We start from the raw sequence: 16,532 nt of genomic DNA on the forward strand, positions 1-16,532 counted from the left end.
ATAAAACCTGACTACGGGCATTGTTTGCCAATGTGCTGTGATGAAGTTTTATATCATACAAAATCTTAGCAGAGTTCAACTCTAAAAATTAAGTACAACTTGCCGAGGTAAAAAATAAAAATAAGGTAAAAAGTTTAAGGATTTTTATGTTTTTATCTTAATTTCTTGATTCTTTTTTATTTATAATGCTCTCTGCACGAAACTATGTAAATAGTATTTTCTGTGACTTTATAGACAAGCCTATGTTCATCATTGATTCTTCTAGACCAATAGCCGGAAAGTTCGTGTTTCAATGGTTCTGGCTTTCCAATTCCTTCAAATGGATTTCTAGAAATATCTTTTATGAGTTCTTTTATTCTCTTAAAAAGTTTTTTATCTGTTTCTTCCCATTTATTGTAGTCGTCATAAGCGGTTTTATAAAAAGCAACTATTTCAATCATAAAGTCTCTAGTTTTACTTTTGTTACATCGCCTTTTTCAATTGCCGCGATTCCATCCAGAAGCATCTGCTTGTTTACAGGATTGCTCAAAAGATATTCCGTCTCATCCTGCTCGTCTGTTTTGTTGTCGCTTACGGTGATATTCAGTGTTTTTCCGGAAAACATCTTCTTCAAGCCTTTCAAGAAATCCATATTCAGCTCGTCTTTTCTGAGTGTAAATGTGCTCTGCATAGTTACCTCCGTTCTTTTTTATAAATATACTGGAATTTTTCAGAATTTTCTATTGTCACTTCTTTTCATTCTTATCTTTTTCCATAATTTCCATCATTTCTTTTGGGGTAATAACGAACGGTTTTATCGGAAAGTCCTTGATATTGCCGGTTATAAGAAAAGTGTCAGCAGTTTGGCGAGAATCCATTGTAACTTCATAAAAAATCACATCTTTTGGGTCGGATGGTTTTTCTTCTGTTTGAATGCCCGAAAGTTCAATGCCGTTGTCAAGAATCATTTTGATTACTTTATGAACGTTTTTTGGCGAAAACTTATTTTTAAACTTTCCTCTGGAAAGAACTTCAGAATATTCAGCAATAATTTCATTGCTAAAAACCGGGATTATGGTTTTATCAAAAATCTTAAAAACAGTTTTGACTGTTGCAGAATCTTCATTTTTAGAAAGCAGAGCAGAGACAATAACATTTGTATCAATGACAGCATAATATTTCATATTTTATTTTCCATCTCTGTATGCGCGGATTTCTGCGTTGATTTCATCAAGAGCCATTTCTTGAAGTCCGTTTTTCTTTGCTTCTTTTCTAAGCTGCATAAAAGCTTTTTTTCCCTCTTTTAGGGAAACTTTTCTTTCCATTCTCATGCTGAATGGAATGCCTCTTTCTTCAACGGATTTTTTAAGGAATATCCTGAATGCGGTTGGCAAATCAAGTCCGAGCTGTTCGAAAATGCTTGTAGCCTCGTTCTTCAAATCTTCATCTACTCTAATCTGTACCAATGTGCTTGCCATAATGCGCCTCCAAAAACAATAAAAAATTGTACCTATAATTTGAATATATGTGAATGTAATGTGTTTGTCAATAAAAAATAAAAAAGGAGCAGTTTATGCCTGAATCAAATATTTCATCAAAAAATCCTAAAAAACTTCGTGTTGCTGTTATCGGCACGGTTGGCGTTCCTGCCTGCTATGGCGGCTTTGAGTCTCTTGTAGACAACCTGCTGGATTTTACGCCCCCTAACGTTGAATACACGGTTTTCTGTTCTGGTAGGAAATATGAAAAACGTTTGGAGTCGTACAAGGACGCAAAACTTGTTTATCTTGAAATGGACGCGAACGGAAAGGACAGCATTTTTTATGATTTTAAGTCGATGAAACTTTCGGTTGCGGCTAAAGCTGACATAATGCTGGTTCTTGGTGTTTCCGGCTGCATTTTTCTTCCATATATAAGGCGGATTTTCAAGGGAAAAATCATAACAAATATTGACGGGCTTGAATGGCGGCGCGACAAATGGAAGTGGTACGCAAAAAAGCTTTTAAGGTTCAGCGAGAAAATAGCTGTAAAATATTCCGACATTGTGATTGGCGACAACAAAGGGATTACTGACTACATAAAATCTGAATATTCAAAAATCGTAAAAAACAAGAGAGTTGAGCTGATTGCGTATGGCGGCGACCAGGTTTCGCACGTTTTGGACGATTCTTTGTTTGAAAAATATCCGTTTTGCCGCGAGCCTTATGCGGTTACTGTCTGCCGGATTGAGCCTGAAAACAATGTCCATGTGATTCTTGAGGCATTTTCAAAAATGCCGGACGAAACGCTTGTTTTTGTGGGCAACTGGGAAAAGTCGGAGTATGGCCGTAACTTAAAAGAAAAATTCAGCGCATGCAAAAATATTCACTTGCTTGCCCCGATTTATGAGCCTCACACCGTGAACTGGCTTCGCTCAAATGCCAATGTATATATTCACGGACACAGCGCAGGCGGAACAAATCCTTCTCTTGTAGAGGCGATGAATCTTTCTCTTCCTATTCTTGCGTTTGACTGCGTTTATAACCGCGCCACAACCGAGGAAAAATGCCTTTACTGGAAAACTTATGATGACTTACAGAATCTGATGAAAAAACTTTGTCATTCCGAACTCGATTCGGAATCTCTTTGTGAAAAAATCGCGCGCGAAATGGGCGAGGCTGGGAAACGCCTTTACAGCTGGGAAAAAATTGCTTGGCAGTACAACGAGTTGTATTAAAAGCGTTAAATCTGCTTATCAAAACTCGAAATTCAGGCTATGATAAATTATTTTATAAAATCAATAAGATGTTAACATACTATACGGACAAACCGGAATGAAATATCCGTGCCGGTAAATGCTGGACTTCCGGTTCTTGAAAAAATACTCGGAGTCGGAAATGAGCGAGAAAGGAGTTAATAGAATGACTTCGGATGGGCAGGGGGGGCTATCTGGACCTAGCGGTGAAAGTGAAATGGAGAACTGAGGAGATAAAGAAGTTGTGATTACTGTTTTTGTTCCAGCATGATTTCTTCTACAAGATAGGCATCACTTAAACAGTGAAAATCGCTTATGCCTTTACTCATGAGCATATATGTGTTTGATTTATAAAAAAGCTCCATTGCTTTTTCTTCATCGATATTTGCTTTTTTTGCAAGTAGAGAAATTATACGTGCGTATTTCATCTGCAAAAGAGTTGCGTCAGCGGTCATACATAAACTCCTTTTGCTTCGTAGCTGGATTCAAAGTATAAAAGCTTATCTACAACTTCCTGATTAATAAAGCAAATCTGATTATTTGGTTTTTCAAACTTTAGACGTTGTAAGGCTGTTGCTTTATCTATGAGACCAGAGAAATACAGCTCTACTGTGTTGAAGACTTTATCGTTAGCTATTCCGCCTTCGATGATGTCATACTTGGAATAGTCTTTTGAACCACTTCGACAGGCAAGAACAAAGTCTAACCATTCTTCATTGTAGTCAGGAAAATTTTTATAGCGGTATTTTGTCTGAATATCAGAATCATCATAATTATAAATATTTATGATTCCTTTTTTCCCAAGAGAAATAAAACGCTGCACCCATTTTTCCGCCTGACTTTGCATATTTGATGTGTAAAAGCCTTTGCCAAAATCAAGGTTATAGCGACCATAAGAAACAAGTGGTTTATCTACAATTACAGTTGAACCGTGGTAAAGCTTCATGCAACGAGATTCCTTTCTTTAAGGACGGAAATGATTTCATCTACGATATATTGTTTACTCTGGGTATGAAGCGCTTCGTAAGAAGGTATGATATATGAGTGTAGAAGTCCTGATGAATTGAGAATTTGAAACAATTCTGAGCCAGTTTTGCCAAGCTGCTTTGCAACATTTTCGATGCAGAAAACTGAGTATTCTATCTGTTTATCGCTCATGGATACCTCCTTGCAATTATTAATATAACATAATTTTTGATTTTTTGCGAGATGATTTTTTGAAGAGGATTGAAGTTTAACATTAATCATAAGAGGTTTTATAAAAAGCAACTATTTCAATCATAGAGCCTTTAGTTTTAGTTTTGTTGCATAGCATTTTTCAATATTTTCTATTATTACTTTTTTTATTTTCTTCCATAATTTCTAGCATTTCTTTTGGAGTGACAACGAACGGCTTTACTGGAAAGTCCTTGATGTTGCCGGTTGCAAGAAAAGTTTCTTTTGTTTGGAGGAAATCCATTGTAACTTCGTAGAAAATCGCATCTTTTGGGTCGGAAAGTTTTTCTTCTGTTTGAATGCCAGAAAGTTCAATGCCGTTGTCAAGAATCATTTTGATTGCTTTGTGAACGTTTTTTGTAGAAAACTTATTTTTAAACTTTCCTCTGGAAAGAACTTCAGAATATTCAGCAATAATCTCCTTGCTAAAAACAGGGATTATGCTTTTAGCAAAAATCTTAAAAATAGTTTTGACTGTTGCAGAATCTTCATTTTTAGAAAGCAGAGACAATAACATTTGTATCGATGCAGACGGAACAAATCCTTCTCTTGTTGAGGCGATGAATCTTTCTCTTCCGATTCTTGCGTTTGACTGCGTTTATAACCGCGCCACAACCGAAGAAAAATGCCTTTACTGGAAAACTTCTGATGATTTGCAGAATCTGATGAAAGAACTTCGTCATTCCGAAAGTGATTCTTTTATCTCTTCGTGAGAAAATCGCGCTTGAAATGGGCGAGGCCGGGAAACGCCTTTACAGCTGGGAAAAAATTGCTCAGCAATACAACGAGTTGTATTAAAAGTGTTAAATCTGCTTTTTTCCTTCATCAGTGATTTTAATTCCGTTGCTGGTTAGAGCTACAAAGCCTTTTGCAGTGCAGCCTTCCAGCGCGTTTTGTATCACTTGCGGCGTTACAGCGGAATCTCTATCTCTGTTTTTGCAGATTTCTTTTATTATCTGTTCTTCTTTAAGCGGTTCGGTTTGATTGAGGATTTTTAATATTTCAGCTTCTATTTTAGTTGCGGTAAACAAATTATTTGATTTTATTGAAGAGAAAAGTGTCGGGCAACCGGGATTCGAACCCGGGACCTCTAACTCCCGAAGCTAGCGCGCTACCAGCTGCGCTATTGCCCGAATAAAAAAAATACCGCTCGTAATGAACGGTACAACGGGATGTACGGGACTCGAACCCGTGGTCTCCGGCGTGACAGGCCAGCGCGATAACCAGCTTCGCTAACACCCCATGTGCTAATGAATATAGCATTAAAATCTTGTGTGTGTCAATAGCGTTTTTCGTTTTATGGCGAAAAATTTTTTTGCACATAATTTGAAATAAAACTTGAAAATTTGAAAAACTGCTTTATAATATATTTTATGGCTGATACAACTATTATAAATTCAAGTCCTTTGGGGCAGCATTTGGACAAAATTGCGGAATCTCAGCAGGTTTCCTATCTTGTTTTCAATAAGAAAAAAATTCAGATTGCCGCAAAAATCACAATGGGGCGCGAAGCCGATAACGATATTGTGATTGACTCAAAGCTGGCAAGCCGTCATCACTGCATTATTCAGAAAATCCGCGATGCCTATTTCTTGAAAGATGAAGGAAGCACAAACGGAACATTTTTAAACGGCCGCAGAATTCCGCCGGATAAATACGTTAAGCTTAATGCCGGAGACAAGCTTACAATTGGCTCTTCAAATCTTATAATGGGCTAGAATGTTTTCAAAAGAAGAGCTGGATTGTTTTAGAAATCATCTGCATGAAATAAACGACTCAAATTCTTTTCCAGAAGAATCTGAATTTCAGCTCTTTTTGGATAAATCTTTGTCTACTCTTGAAAATGAAAGTCCGTCTTACAGGTCTGCCGGTTCTGACAGCAAGCCGGGCGGACTTCTTGATTTTTCGTCTGAAAAAATTCCTTCTATAATAGTTCCTGATATTCATGCGCGCGCAGATTTTCTTTTAAAGCTTCTTGATTTTAAAATTGAAGATGAATCCGTTTTGTCTTTGCTGAATGAGAAAAAAATTTTTGTTGTTTGCGTTGGAGATGCGTTTCATTCGGAAAGCCGCGGTTATGACAGATGGATTGCGGCCTACAAAGACTGGTCAATGGATGTTTACGCCGGCCAGCCTATGCAGGAAGAAATGAAGGAAAATATTTCAACTCTTATGATTATCATGGAGTTGAAAAATAATTTCACTGAAAATTTTCACTTTTTAAAAGGAAACCACGAGAACATTTTAAATGAAAGCCGCCACGGAAATCTTGCTTTTAGAAAATTTGTGCAGGAAGGAAGCATGTGCTGCGATTTTATCCGGCAAGTTTACGGCGATGTGATTCTTCATTTGATAAGTCTGTGGGAAAAAGCGTTGCCAGTTTGCGCTGTGTTCTATAATTTTGCCGTGAGCCATGCCGAGCCTGCCAGCTGTTTTTCAAGAAAGCAAATTGTTGACTATCATAAAAATGACGATGTTGTTCTGGGGCTTACTTGGACTGCGAATGATGCGGCTGAAAAGGGAAGTGTGAAAAAGCTTTTAAAAAATTTGAATCCCTCCGCAAAAAGAAACGGCGTTTTGTGGTTTGGCGGGCATCGTCCTGTAAAAGACGGAAAATATTTGCTGCGCCAAGACGGAACTTATCTGCAGCTTCATAATCCAAATGAAATGAATGTTGCTATTGTTGTTCCTGAAAAAAAATTCAATCCTGAAACTGACATAAAAAGTGTTCTATAAATAGCATGGGAGAACTAAATGGAAAGCGAGACAATTGGAAAATACAAAAACTGCACAAAAATCGCGACTGGCGGAATGGGGGCTGTGTATCTTGCGACTCATCCTGAATTAAAGCGGAAAGTCGTCATAAAAAAACTTATTTTAAAAAGCGGCGGCGCTGCAATCCGTGAAAGGTTCAAAAGAGAAGCGCGGATTTTAAGCGAGCTGTCCAGCCCTTATGTTGTGCGGATGTTCGATTATTTTACTGAAGGCAGGGCAAATTATATTGTGCTTGAGTTTGTTGACGGAATGTCTTTGGACAAGCTTATTGAAAAGCAGGTTTCGCTTCCGCATGAACTTGCGCTTTTGATTTTTCTTGATGCCTGCCTTGGTCTGAAAAATGCTCATTCAAAGGATATTGTTCACCGCGATATAAAGCCTGGAAACATTCTTATTTCAAAAAGAGCAGAAGTAAAACTTGCGGACTTTGGAATTGCCAGTGATGAAAAAGATGAAGTTGAAGAGCCAAAGAAAACTGTGGATTCTGATAAAACTGTCGTTGCTACAAAAAACAGTTCTATAACGCAAGCCGGTTCTACTCTTGGAACTCCAGCCTATATGTCTCCAGAGCAGCTTATGGATTCAAGTTCTGTGGATGTTCGCGCTGACATTTATTCAATGGGCGTAATGCTTTATGAAATGGTTACTGGATCTAAGCCTTATGCGGGAGACATGGCTCCGGAAACAATTGCGAAAATTAAAAAAGGAAAATATATTCCTCCGCAGAAAATCGTAAAAAATCTTCCGCCTGTTGTAAAAACTCTTATTAGAAAAATGATGAAGCCTGAGCCTGAAAAGCGATACAAAAGTTTGGAGCCTGTAATTGCAAAAGTAAGACGGTACTTAAAAAATTACGATACGCACGCAATAAGGGTTTCGCTTGCCCAGTCTATAATTTCTCCTAAGACAATAAAGTTTCCTTCGTATATTCCAAAAAATTATAAAGCCAAACGGATTGCGCTTGGAGCTTGTGCGGCTTGTGCGGTTGCGCTTCTTTTTTTCGAGGCTTGGAATTCTGGAATGATTCATAGAACTGTTCTTAGAAATTGGTTTACTCCGGTTTCTTTGTCTATGCTTATGCCTTCAACTGCCAGCGTGAATGCCGACCTTCCTGCGCGCGCATTTTTCTTTGTGAACGATAACGACGGAATCCCGGAAGTTCCAAATACACGGAGAGTTTTTTCAGTTGCAAAAAATTCTTCCAAAGGAAAAAATCTTGAGTATGTAACAAAGGATGTTTTCCTTCGTCCGGGAGAATACAGAATAAAAATCGCTGAAGGTCCTTACGTCTGGTGGAAAAGCATTTCTGTTGGAAAAGAAAAGGTTCTTATGAATCTTGATTTCTTAAAAAATGCAAGCCGGAATATTACCGTCCATTTTTCTGCTATGGACTGTGAAACTGGAAAAGATTTAACTAAAAGTTCCCAGTTTAGAATTCAAGTCGGCTCAAAATGGGTTGATGCTTCTAAAGTTGATTTTTCTAAATTAAAAACAGGAAACGTTTATAAATTCCTTATGATTCATGAAGGCTATTATGATGAATATTTCAGCCTGCTTATTGACTGGTATCAAGATGAGCTTTTTATAGCTGGAAACATGAGGAAAAAATGATAGCTGGAAGAATTCTGCGCAAAAATTTTTGCTTGTTTAAGTTTTGTATTTTTAGTTAGTTAGGAGGAGCCCTTGGGAAAGGTTTATCTGCTTATAAAGCCAGATCTTTTAAAAGTTTGCAAATATCTTGCGCTTCGAATAGAAACTTTTGGCAGCGATGTAAAAATTTTCTTAAAGCCGCATGAGTTTTATACAGCGTTGAAACTTGTTGAGCCGGGCGTGCTTGACTATGTTTTGATTGATGTCCGCACATTTCAAATTGATGTTTTTAATCCTTATGTTGAAATGTCCATGATGCCGAATCCTGCGCCAGTTGTTGTTTTTAACGATCCTTTTCCTGAACTTGACAAGATGACTGCATTTTGGATTTCAAAAAACAAAACTTATCTTGTTCCGCGGATTGCTCCTGAGCGCATAGACAAACTTGAAGACACATTTTTTTTAATTGAAGTGTTTTTGAAAAGCGAACGGTTCAATAAATATATAAATGTAATAAACCGTCCTGAAACTTTTTTGACTGAAGAAGAAAAACTTTTGCAACTTGATTTGGAAAAATTTCAGGCTGTTCATAAAATTCCGCCGTCAAGATTCAAAGTCTTTAAATATCTGCATGAGCGGCTTGAAAAAGAAGTTTCGGAAAAGGAGCTTATATCGCTTTTGTTTGGAAGCTACCTTCCAGAAAAACGAGCCATTTTGTTTTCGTATATTTGTGAGCTGCGTAAAGCCTGCCGAAATGAAAAGTCCGTAAAAATCCGCATTGACAGAGAATACAAAGGTCATTACTCAATGAGAATTACTCTGCCTGCGGAAAAAATAAAGTCGCTGGATGACAAGAAAAAAATCAGCGGATATTGGCTTTTATAAAAGCAAGTTTCAAATCCTTTAGTTTTTCTGTCATGGAAACTTTGTAAATATGCGGATTCAAAATTCTCTTGAATGAAGGGTCTAGCGTTTCAATTTCTTCCATCATTCTTCGTCTGCTTATTTTAAGCTGTTCGGAATCAGAGAGGCGAGGTTCTGTTCTTTTGCCGTTTTCAAGCCGCTTTTTTAGCATCGGTTTTATCTGTGAAGCCGTAAACGAAAACTGCCTGTAGTCAACCATCGGATGAAAGTATCGGTATTCTTTTCCAGCCTCTAAAGTTTCTCCGTCAAGCGCCAAAATATCAGCGCGCGCCATTCCTTTTTCATCGTAAAGCCTGAACACATTTTTTATTCCCGGGTTTGTGTTCTTTGAAGGATTGTCGCTGAATTTCATTGTGGGAATAAATTCGTTTCCATTTTTCTTTGCGGCAAGTTTGTAAACTCCAGTAAAGCTTGATTCTGTTCCGCCTGTTACCATGTGAGTTCCAACGCCCCAGCTTGCAATCGGCGCATTTTGCTGAACAAGAGTTTCAATTATTTCTTCTGTCAAGTCATTGGAAACGCAAATGAATGCCTGCGGAAATCCTGCCTTGTCAAGTTCTTTTCGTACTTCGGCTGTTAAATATGAAATGTCTCCAGAGTCAAGGCGCACGCCAAAATTGTAGCCTTGCTCAACGAGTTTTGCACCTGCCTTTATTGCGTTTTTGATTCCGCTCTTTAAAGTGTCGTAAGTGTCAATCAGAAAAATTGTCTTGTTTGGATAAAGTTTTGCGTAAGCTTCAAAGGCTTCAAGTTCGCTTGGAAACGACATTACCCAGGAATGCGCCATCGTTCCCATTACAGGAATTCCGTATATTTTTCCTGCAAGAGTGTTGCTTGTTCCTGCGACTCCTCCGATGTATGAAGCTCTGGTTGCGCTCATTCCGCCGTCCGGACCTTGTGCTCTTCTGAGTCCGAATTCCATTACATTTCCTTTTTTGCTTGAAAGCCAGACTCTTGCGGTTTTTGTTGCAATCAGGCTTTGGAAGTTGCAAAGATTCAAGACAAGTCCTTCGATTATCTGGGCTTCAATTAAATTTGCGTGGATTCTTACAAGCGGTTCCTGCGGAAAAATAACCGAGCCTTCTTCAAATGAATACAAGTCGCCGGAAAATTTAAAGTCTTTTAGATATTCAAGGAAGCCTTCTTCAAAAATGCCTTGTTCTCTCAAATAGGAAATTTCATCTTCATCAAAAGAAAAATCTTCAAGAGAATCCAGAAGCGGCTCAATTCCTGCAAAGACACTGAATCCGCCGTTAAAAGGCTGTCTTCTGAAAAACATATCGAACACAACCTGATGGTTCATGTTCTGTTTCCAATATCCCTGCGCCATTGTCAGTTCATAAAAATCTGTGAAAAGCGCGCTTTTGCTGAATGTTGAGTGCATAATCGTCCTCCAAAAATATTTTGCTTTTGGACGGTTTTCTTTAGAGTGCACAGACAGCATCTGCTGAACACAACCGGCGTCCTTTTTTTAGAATAACATTTTGCGCTTTAAAATTCAATTGCTAGGTCTTTTGCAGAATTTGTAAGTTGCCCAGGCTCCAAAATATCGTCCTACGAATCTGCTTGCCGCCGCCTTGAATTTCCATTTGAAAAATTTCATGGAATAAAGTTTTCCTTTGCGTGAGCATTTTATTGCATCCTGTACAGTTCTTTCAGGTGAAAGTCCGTGCCGAACTTTTTTTCTTGCGCCTCTTGAAGCGACGTCTGCAAATTCCGTGCTTACAGGACCGGGACACAATGTTGTAACTTTTATTCCTTTATGCTTGAGTTCCGCCGCAAGTGCAACAGAAAAACTTAGCACATAGCTTTTGCAAGCTCCATAGACTGCAAAGTTTCCGAGCGGCAAAAAAGATGCAAGGCTTGCAACATTTATAATCCGCGAGCCGCTTTGCATATAGGGAAGCGCAAATCCTGTTATTCCAGTCAGGGAAGTGCAGTCAAGATCTATCATTTCCATTTCGCGCATTGTGTCAGTTTGCGCAAATTCTCCGTAAGTTCCAAAGCCTGCGTTGTTTACAAGAACGTTTATTTTAAAATCTCCCTTCGATTTTTCATTTTCAAAAAGCTCCTTGATTTTTAAAGCTCCTTGAATTCCTGAAATGTCAATTGGAAAAATTTTTACTTCTGGAAATTTTATTTTTTCTTGAGATGATTCTTTTTCGATTTGCACTTTTAATTCTTCGAGCCGCTCTTTTCTTCTTGCTATAATCCAAAGTTCGTCGCTGGAAAATTTTTCAAATTCTGAGCTTTCACGGGCAAGAAGTTTTGCAAACCAAAATCCCATTCCGCTTGAAGCTCCTGTTACAATAATGATTTTTTTCATGTTTTGATTGTAGCAGTTTTTTTTTACAACTCCAAGATGAAACGATAGACTTAAATCAAAAGCTAAATTATAATTTCTGCCATGAAAAAAGTTGCGCTGAAATTTCTTGCATTGCTGTTTATTTTTTTTCCTTTATATTCAAAAACTTCCGCTGAAAAACTTTTTGACAGTCTTTCTGAAATAGAAAAAATTTCGCAGATTTTTCTTGTCAATGTTGAAGGCAATGAAAGTTTTCATCCAGTTGAATTTCTTGAGAACGGAACAGCAGTTGTTCCCGGCGGAATTATTTTGTTTTCCTATAATATCGGAAATTCAAAAGAGCAGCTGAAAAATTATATTTCTTCAATAAATTCTTTTTATAAAAAAAATAAAAGTCCGCTTCCTTTTATTGCAGTTGACCAAGAGGGTGGAGAAGTTAACCGCTTAAAAAAAATCACATCGCATCTTCCGTCAGAAAAAAAAATCAGTGAAAATTATACATTGCAAGAAGCAAAGTCCATTTATTCAAATCAGGCAGTGCAAATGAAAGAACTTGGAATTACAATGAATCTTGCGCCGGTTGCCGAAGCTGAAATTGAATCAAATAAATTTTTTTTAGGAACAAGAACTTTTGGAAGTGTTCCGAAATCTGTTGCATACAGTATGGTTTGCGTAAGAGCTTATGAAGAAAACGGAATTGCTTCGGTTGCAAAACATTTTCCGGGAAATGCAAATTCAGATCCTCACACTGGCTCTGTAGAAATAACGCTTTCGTCTTCTGAAGTTTTTAAAAATTTTATTTTTCCATTTGCATTAATTTTAAAATCGAATCCATCTTGTGTTTTAGTGAGCCACGCAAAAATAAATTCTCTTGATGAAAATCCGGCTTGCATGAGCAGTTTCTGGATAAAAGAAATGCTTCAGTCGCGCCTTGGTTTTGAAGGTCTTGTATTAAGCGATGATATTTTTATGGGAGCGCTTTCAGATTCGCCTCCAGAACAAGTTGCCGCAAACGCTATAATTTCTGGAGTTGACGTGATTATGCTTAGCGGAAAAAAATTTCTTTCTGTTGCAAAGTCGCTTTTAAAACTTTCTGAAAGTGATGAGTTTTTTGCAAATCGTCTTTGCGAGGCGGAAAAAAAAGTGTTGGACTTTAAATTAAAAAAGGGGATTATAAAAATTGAAGAAAACTAAAACGCAAAAAGTTTTTGGACAAGAGGCATTTGAAAAGTTTTATTCTGAAATTTTTACCGAACGTTGGGATAAATTAAAGGTTTCTCTTGCCTCGGAAACTTTGCACGCAGAATTATCTTATAAAAATTGTGAAAGTTATTTTTTAGATCCTGCAAGCATTGTCGCTGCTCTTTGTCTGCCCTTAAAAGATTCTGAAAAAATTCTTGACTTGTGCGCGGCTCCCGGCGGAAAGACTTTAGTTTTGGCAGGAAACAAAAATGACGACGCTGTGCTTTTTTCAAATGAACGCTCTCCTTCAAGAAAAGCCCGCCTTTCAAAAGTTGTAGAATCATCACTTCCGCCTGAAATTTCTTGCAATGTAAAAGTCAGCTTAAGCGATGGAGCTTCTTGGTGCAGACGCGAATCTGAATGTTATGAAAGCATTCTTTTGGATGCGCCATGTTCAAGCGAACGTCATGTTTTGAATGATAAAAAATATCTTGAGCAATGGACGCATTCAAGAATAAAAACAGTTTCAATGGAGCAGTGGGCGCTTCTTTCTTGCGCATTCAGACTGCTGAAAAAAAACGGTTTTCTCTTGTATGCAACTTGCGCTTTGTGTCCGCAGGAAAATGACGGAGTTGTTTCAAAGCTGCTGAAAAAATTTCCAGATGCGAATATTGTTCCAAAAGACTTGGTGAAAGAAATTTTTGACTTGAACAGAAAATCTATAAAGGCTGATGTTTTGTGTCCGCAGAATTTTTCTCTTGAAGATTATTTTTCATTTGCGGAAAAAACTGAATTCGGCTTTCATATTTTGCCAGATAAATCTTTTGGCGCAGGTCCGCTTTATTTTTCCTTGATAAAAAAATCATAGCGCACTAATTTTCTTCAACTCGCCTGAATTAATTGAATTTTGTTTTGAATTGATTTATAATTTCAGAAATTGAAAAAAGTAAAGGACGTTGGATTATGTCTAAACACGAAAGGAAACAGAGTCTTATAACGGAAATAGAAGAGCAGCTTAAAGAAATCAGAGACGTTGATATTCTTCTGGAAAATATTTTGACTGGCGCGCGTAAAATTGTCAATGCCGACGCTGGTTCAATTTACGAGTACGACAGCAAGGAAAACAAGCTTTGGATTCGCTATAGTCAGAACGACACAATGCAGAATCAGCTTGCTCCCGGAGAAAAGCTTTCGTACACTTCTTTTTATCTTGTTCCTACAAACCAGTCGATTTCCGGCTACTGCGTTCTTTCCAAAAAACTTGTAAATATTCCAGATGTCTATAATTTGCCTGAGTTTGTTGATGATGAAAAAAAAGAAGTAAGGCTTTTTGAATTTAATTCGGCGAATGATGAAAAAACTGGCTACCATACAAAATCAATGCTTACAATTCCGCTCATAATGACAAATGGAAAAGTTCTTGGGATTCTTCAGATTATAAATGCCAAGGACGAGGACGGAAACGTTATTCCTTTTGATAAGGATTCTGAATTTTACATTTCCCAGTTTGCCGCAAAAGTCGGTTCGATTTACGAATATGCTTATCTTACAAGGCTTAATGTTGACCGTCTTGTAAAAACTGCCGGCTTCCGTGATCCAAAGGAAACTGGCGCGCACGTTGAAAGAGTTTCCCGCTTTTCTCTTGAAATATATGACCGCTATGCTTCGAACAAAAAAATTCCAGAAAAAGAACGAAACAAATTCCGTGATAATCTTCGTCTTGCCGCGAGATGCCACGATGTAGGAAAAGTTGCAATTCCAGATGAAATTTTAAAGAAACAGGGAATTCTTGATGAAGATGAACGCGATATTATGAAAGGGCACACTTGTGTTGGCGCGCAGATTTTTACTCCAGTTGAAAACGATTTGGATATAATGGCGCGCGATGTCTGCCTTCATCACCATGACCGCTGGGACGGAGGAAACAAAGGCTACCCCGGAAATTTTGACTACATGGATTATATTCCCGCAACAAAAATGCCGCACGAAATTGAACAGGCTTTAAAGGAAGATAAGATTCCTCTTGCGGCAAGAATTGTTTCGCTTGCGGATGTTTATGATGCGCTTCGCCACAAAAGATGCTACAAGGCTGAATGGAGTGTTGAAGATACATTTAATGAAATTTGGGAGCAGCGCGGACATCAGTTTGACCCGGAGCTTGTGGATGCCTTTATGCAGATAAAAGACCGCTTGGAAGATATTAACAGCGCAATCAGCTGAACGAATTTTCAAGAAGGGCAGAGAAGGCTGTTTTGAATTTTTCAAAGTCTTTTCCGCTGTAATTTTTCCATTTTCCGCCAGTCGAAACTCCAAGGCTTTTCATTTGAATGCTTAGCTGCCGTTCTTCTATGAGATATTCGAGATTTTCTTTATTGAAAACAGTTCCCTTGTCGTTCATAACCGAAATTTTTTTATTGAAAATTCTTTGCGCCAAAAGCAAGTCTCGTGTTACAACTATGTCGCCCGGCTTGGAATTTTCCACTATAAAATCATCTGCGGAATTTTTTTCTTTGGAGCATATTTCCATTTTAAAAAGCGGATTTTTAAATGCAAATGGAATATTTTTATTTGCTGCAAATATTACGTTTAGATTTTTTTTAACCGCCGCATTTAAAATAAATTCTCTTGCATTTTTTTCACATGAATCTGCATCAACAAAAATCATTCCAATGCTCCGCTGATTTTTTCTATTATGTTCTGCGCGATTCTTTCTGCTTTTTCATCGTCTTCGGTTGGAACTGCTTTTGAAAGTGAAATTGATTTTTGTTTTTCCTTGTAAAGCTCATCTACAAGTGCAATTCCAGATAAAATGCTTATTTTTAAAGAATCTTTTACGCCGGAGGAGTTTTTTATGGATTCAGTGATTTCTTTGTAATAGGATAAAAGTTTTGCAAGATAGGCATCGTCTTCAGAAGCCTGTGCGGAAAATGATGCTCCGAGCAATTCAATTTGAAGTTTTCCCAATGCAGTTTTTCTCCTGCGTTTTAGAAAATATCAAACTGTCCGTTTAAATCTGTCTGCGGTTCAGCCGGATTTTTTTGCTCTTGTTTTGGTTCTTCCTGCTGGAAAATCTGAGGTTCTGAAACAACTGTCTGTTCTGATGATTGCTGTTCAGAAGCTGTATTTTCTTCCTGCGGAATTTCGTTTTGAACTGGCTGTGATTCCGAAGAATTTTCGTTGCCAGTTTGTCCGCCTTGACCGCTAAGAATTGCATCCTCAACAGAGTCAAGACGGTTTAGGGTTTTCAAAATGCTTTCCTCGATCTTTGCCTGTGTTGATTCAATAGAAGAAACCAGCTCCGTTTTTTCAGAAAACGCTTTTGTAAGCTCGGCGCATTTACTACGCAAAGCATCGTTTTCAGATTCAAGCTGCGAAACTTTATCAGTCAGTGAACTGATTTTTTCAACAGCGGCTTCTACTTTTTCCTGCAACAACAAAACTTGATCGAGTGTAATCATTTTTTATGCCTTTACTGCGTTTTTTGCAACTTCAACAACAGCCTTGAATGCAACTGGATCTTCGATAGCCATATTGCTCAATGCTTTGCGGTTGAGTGTAACACCAGCTTTTACAAGACCGTCAATAAAGCGGCTATATGACATTCCTTCAGCGCGAACTGCCGCATTGATACGGGCAATCCAAAGGCTTCTGTAGTCGCGTTTTTTGAGTTTGCGTCCAACATAAGAATGATCAAGTGCTTTTACAACAGCGTCTTTTGCAGCTTTGTAATTTGATTTTCTGTCGCCTTTAAAGCCTTTTGCAAGCTTCAAGAGTTTTACACGGCGGTTTTTACGTTTTGTTCCATCTATCGCTCTAGACATCTTTTAC

Annotated in this window: 24 protein-coding genes and 2 tRNA genes; 9 read left to right on the forward strand and 17 right to left on the reverse strand. The window is 37.9% G+C overall.

Features of this window, described 5'->3' with window-relative positions; translation table 11 throughout:
• Positions 1-176: 176 nt before the first annotated feature.
• From Q0H92_RS04680 to Q0H92_RS04695, 4 genes are read right to left on the reverse strand one after another with little or no spacing between them, the layout of a single operon-like run.
• On the reverse strand, positions 177-440 hold the full coding sequence (locus Q0H92_RS04680; protein WP_296012460.1) for a Txe/YoeB family addiction module toxin: 264 nt from the start codon (positions 438-440) through the stop codon (positions 177-179).
• The gene (locus tag Q0H92_RS04685; RefSeq protein WP_296012462.1) at positions 437-670 is read right to left on the reverse strand and encodes a hypothetical protein; all 234 of its coding nucleotides are present in this window, start codon (positions 668-670) and stop codon (positions 437-439) included. The genes Q0H92_RS04680 and Q0H92_RS04685 overlap by 4 nt, the downstream gene beginning before the upstream one ends.
• A 55-nt stretch (positions 671-725) precedes the next feature.
• A complete protein-coding gene (locus Q0H92_RS04690) occupies positions 726-1,163 on the reverse strand; it encodes a putative toxin-antitoxin system toxin component, PIN family (protein ID WP_296012464.1) in 438 nt (145 codons plus the stop codon).
• A gap of 3 nt (positions 1,164-1,166) precedes the next feature.
• Positions 1,167-1,457: a type II toxin-antitoxin system RelB/DinJ family antitoxin gene (locus Q0H92_RS04695; protein WP_296012466.1), complete on the reverse strand. Its 291-nt coding sequence runs from the start codon at positions 1,455-1,457 to the stop codon at positions 1,167-1,169.
• 95 nt (positions 1,458-1,552) lie between these two features.
• Here Q0H92_RS04695 and Q0H92_RS04700 point away from each other — a divergent pair, with 95 nt between their 5' ends.
• Positions 1,553-2,695 carry a DUF1972 domain-containing protein gene (locus Q0H92_RS04700; protein WP_296012468.1) on the forward strand — a complete coding sequence of 381 codons (1,143 nt, stop codon included), beginning with the start codon at positions 1,553-1,555 and terminating at the stop codon, positions 2,693-2,695.
• A gap of 266 nt (positions 2,696-2,961) precedes the next feature.
• Here Q0H92_RS04700 and Q0H92_RS04705 read toward each other — a convergent pair whose 3' ends face one another.
• The 4 genes from Q0H92_RS04705 to Q0H92_RS04720 form a co-directional block, all read right to left on the reverse strand.
• On the reverse strand, positions 2,962-3,168 hold the full coding sequence (locus Q0H92_RS04705; RefSeq protein WP_296012470.1) for a DUF3791 domain-containing protein: 207 nt from the start codon (positions 3,166-3,168) through the stop codon (positions 2,962-2,964).
• Positions 3,165-3,659 carry a DUF3990 domain-containing protein gene (locus Q0H92_RS04710; RefSeq protein ID WP_296012472.1) on the reverse strand — a complete coding sequence of 165 codons (495 nt, stop codon included), beginning with the start codon at positions 3,657-3,659 and terminating at the stop codon, positions 3,165-3,167. Before Q0H92_RS04710 ends, Q0H92_RS04705 begins: the two co-directional genes overlap by 4 nt.
• Positions 3,656-3,871 carry a DUF3791 domain-containing protein gene (locus Q0H92_RS04715; protein ID WP_296012474.1) on the reverse strand — a complete coding sequence of 72 codons (216 nt, stop codon included), beginning with the start codon at positions 3,869-3,871 and terminating at the stop codon, positions 3,656-3,658. Before Q0H92_RS04715 ends, Q0H92_RS04710 begins: the two co-directional genes overlap by 4 nt.
• A 160-nt stretch (positions 3,872-4,031) precedes the next feature.
• Positions 4,032-4,445 carry a putative toxin-antitoxin system toxin component, PIN family gene (locus Q0H92_RS04720; protein WP_296012475.1) on the reverse strand — a complete coding sequence of 138 codons (414 nt, stop codon included), beginning with the start codon at positions 4,443-4,445 and terminating at the stop codon, positions 4,032-4,034.
• On the opposite strand from Q0H92_RS04720, the gene Q0H92_RS04725 reads away from it, so the two are divergent.
• Positions 4,369-4,641 carry a hypothetical protein gene (locus Q0H92_RS04725; protein ID WP_296012537.1) on the forward strand — a complete coding sequence of 91 codons (273 nt, stop codon included), beginning with the start codon at positions 4,369-4,371 and terminating at the stop codon, positions 4,639-4,641. The genes Q0H92_RS04720 and Q0H92_RS04725 overlap by 77 nt on opposite strands.
• A 90-nt stretch (positions 4,642-4,731) precedes the next feature.
• Here Q0H92_RS04725 and Q0H92_RS04730 read toward each other — a convergent pair whose 3' ends face one another.
• From Q0H92_RS04730 to Q0H92_RS04740, 3 genes are all read right to left on the reverse strand, one after another.
• Positions 4,732-4,959, reverse strand: a complete 228-nt coding sequence (locus Q0H92_RS04730; RefSeq protein WP_296012477.1) for a hypothetical protein — start codon at positions 4,957-4,959, stop codon at positions 4,732-4,734.
• Positions 4,960-4,988: 29 nt separating this feature from the next.
• Positions 4,989-5,061 (reverse strand) — tRNA-Pro (locus Q0H92_RS04735).
• Between the two features lie 35 nt (positions 5,062-5,096).
• Positions 5,097-5,170: transfer RNA gene (locus Q0H92_RS04740), tRNA-Asp, on the reverse strand.
• A 131-nt stretch (positions 5,171-5,301) separates the two neighbouring features.
• Between Q0H92_RS04740 and Q0H92_RS04745 the strand changes: the two genes are divergently transcribed.
• The 4 genes from Q0H92_RS04745 (at position 5,302) to Q0H92_RS04760 (ending at position 9,178) form a co-directional block, all read left to right on the forward strand.
• Positions 5,302-5,646: an FHA domain-containing protein gene (locus Q0H92_RS04745; RefSeq protein WP_294017099.1), complete on the forward strand. Its 345-nt coding sequence runs from the start codon at positions 5,302-5,304 to the stop codon at positions 5,644-5,646.
• Position 5,647: 1 nt separating this feature from the next.
• Complete coding sequence (locus Q0H92_RS04750; RefSeq protein ID WP_296012481.1) at positions 5,648-6,664, forward strand: metallophosphoesterase; 1,017 nt, start codon at positions 5,648-5,650, stop codon at positions 6,662-6,664.
• Positions 6,665-6,682: 18 nt separating this feature from the next.
• Positions 6,683-8,314 (forward strand): serine/threonine-protein kinase, encoded by a 1,632-nt coding sequence (locus Q0H92_RS04755; RefSeq protein WP_296012483.1) that lies wholly within the window; start codon positions 6,683-6,685, stop codon positions 8,312-8,314.
• 72 nt (positions 8,315-8,386) lie between these two features.
• The gene (locus tag Q0H92_RS04760; protein ID WP_296012485.1) at positions 8,387-9,178 is read left to right on the forward strand and encodes a hypothetical protein; all 792 of its coding nucleotides are present in this window, start codon (positions 8,387-8,389) and stop codon (positions 9,176-9,178) included.
• Here the strand turns inward: Q0H92_RS04760 and Q0H92_RS04765 are convergent.
• Together Q0H92_RS04765 and Q0H92_RS04770 are read right to left on the reverse strand one after the other, a co-directional pair.
• Positions 9,156-10,601 carry a nicotinate phosphoribosyltransferase gene (locus tag Q0H92_RS04765; RefSeq protein ID WP_296012487.1) on the reverse strand — a complete coding sequence of 482 codons (1,446 nt, stop codon included), beginning with the start codon at positions 10,599-10,601 and terminating at the stop codon, positions 9,156-9,158. The genes Q0H92_RS04760 and Q0H92_RS04765 overlap by 23 nt on opposite strands.
• Before the next feature lie 114 nt (positions 10,602-10,715).
• Entirely contained in the window at positions 10,716-11,543 is an 828-nt protein-coding gene (locus Q0H92_RS04770; RefSeq protein WP_296012489.1) for an SDR family NAD(P)-dependent oxidoreductase, read from the reverse strand.
• 81 nt (positions 11,544-11,624) lie between these two features.
• Here Q0H92_RS04770 and Q0H92_RS04775 point away from each other — a divergent pair, with 81 nt between their 5' ends.
• The 3 genes from Q0H92_RS04775 (at position 11,625) to Q0H92_RS04785 (ending at position 14,924) form a co-directional block, all read left to right on the forward strand.
• Positions 11,625-12,716 carry a glycoside hydrolase family 3 N-terminal domain-containing protein gene (locus Q0H92_RS04775; RefSeq protein WP_296012491.1) on the forward strand — a complete coding sequence of 364 codons (1,092 nt, stop codon included), beginning with the start codon at positions 11,625-11,627 and terminating at the stop codon, positions 12,714-12,716.
• Positions 12,703-13,572 (forward strand): RsmB/NOP family class I SAM-dependent RNA methyltransferase, encoded by an 870-nt coding sequence (locus tag Q0H92_RS04780; RefSeq protein WP_296012492.1) that lies wholly within the window; start codon positions 12,703-12,705, stop codon positions 13,570-13,572. The genes Q0H92_RS04775 and Q0H92_RS04780 overlap by 14 nt, the downstream gene beginning before the upstream one ends.
• A 95-nt stretch (positions 13,573-13,667) precedes the next feature.
• On the forward strand, positions 13,668-14,924 hold the full coding sequence (locus Q0H92_RS04785; protein WP_296012494.1) for an HD domain-containing phosphohydrolase: 1,257 nt from the start codon (positions 13,668-13,670) through the stop codon (positions 14,922-14,924).
• Here Q0H92_RS04785 and Q0H92_RS04790 read toward each other — a convergent pair.
• The 4 genes from Q0H92_RS04790 to rplT are packed head-to-tail and all read right to left on the reverse strand — an operon-like array spanning position 14,917 to position 16,525.
• Positions 14,917-15,369 carry a DUF188 domain-containing protein gene (locus Q0H92_RS04790; protein ID WP_296012496.1) on the reverse strand — a complete coding sequence of 151 codons (453 nt, stop codon included), beginning with the start codon at positions 15,367-15,369 and terminating at the stop codon, positions 14,917-14,919. The two genes, Q0H92_RS04785 and Q0H92_RS04790, sit on opposite strands and share 8 nt — an antisense overlap.
• The gene (locus Q0H92_RS04795) at positions 15,366-15,668 is read right to left on the reverse strand and encodes a cell division protein ZapA (protein WP_013701254.1); all 303 of its coding nucleotides are present in this window, start codon (positions 15,666-15,668) and stop codon (positions 15,366-15,368) included. Before Q0H92_RS04795 ends, Q0H92_RS04790 begins: the two co-directional genes overlap by 4 nt.
• 20 nt (positions 15,669-15,688) lie before the next feature.
• Positions 15,689-16,162: a hypothetical protein gene (locus Q0H92_RS04800; protein ID WP_296012498.1), complete on the reverse strand. Its 474-nt coding sequence runs from the start codon at positions 16,160-16,162 to the stop codon at positions 15,689-15,691.
• 3 nt (positions 16,163-16,165) lie between these two features.
• Positions 16,166-16,525: a 50S ribosomal protein L20 gene (gene rplT / locus Q0H92_RS04805; protein WP_013701256.1), complete on the reverse strand. Its 360-nt coding sequence runs from the start codon at positions 16,523-16,525 to the stop codon at positions 16,166-16,168.
• Positions 16,526-16,532 lie beyond the last annotated feature (7 nt).

Source organism: uncultured Treponema sp. (genome assembly GCF_934725225.1).
Taxonomy (GTDB): domain Bacteria; phylum Spirochaetota; class Spirochaetia; order Treponematales; family Treponemataceae; genus Treponema_D.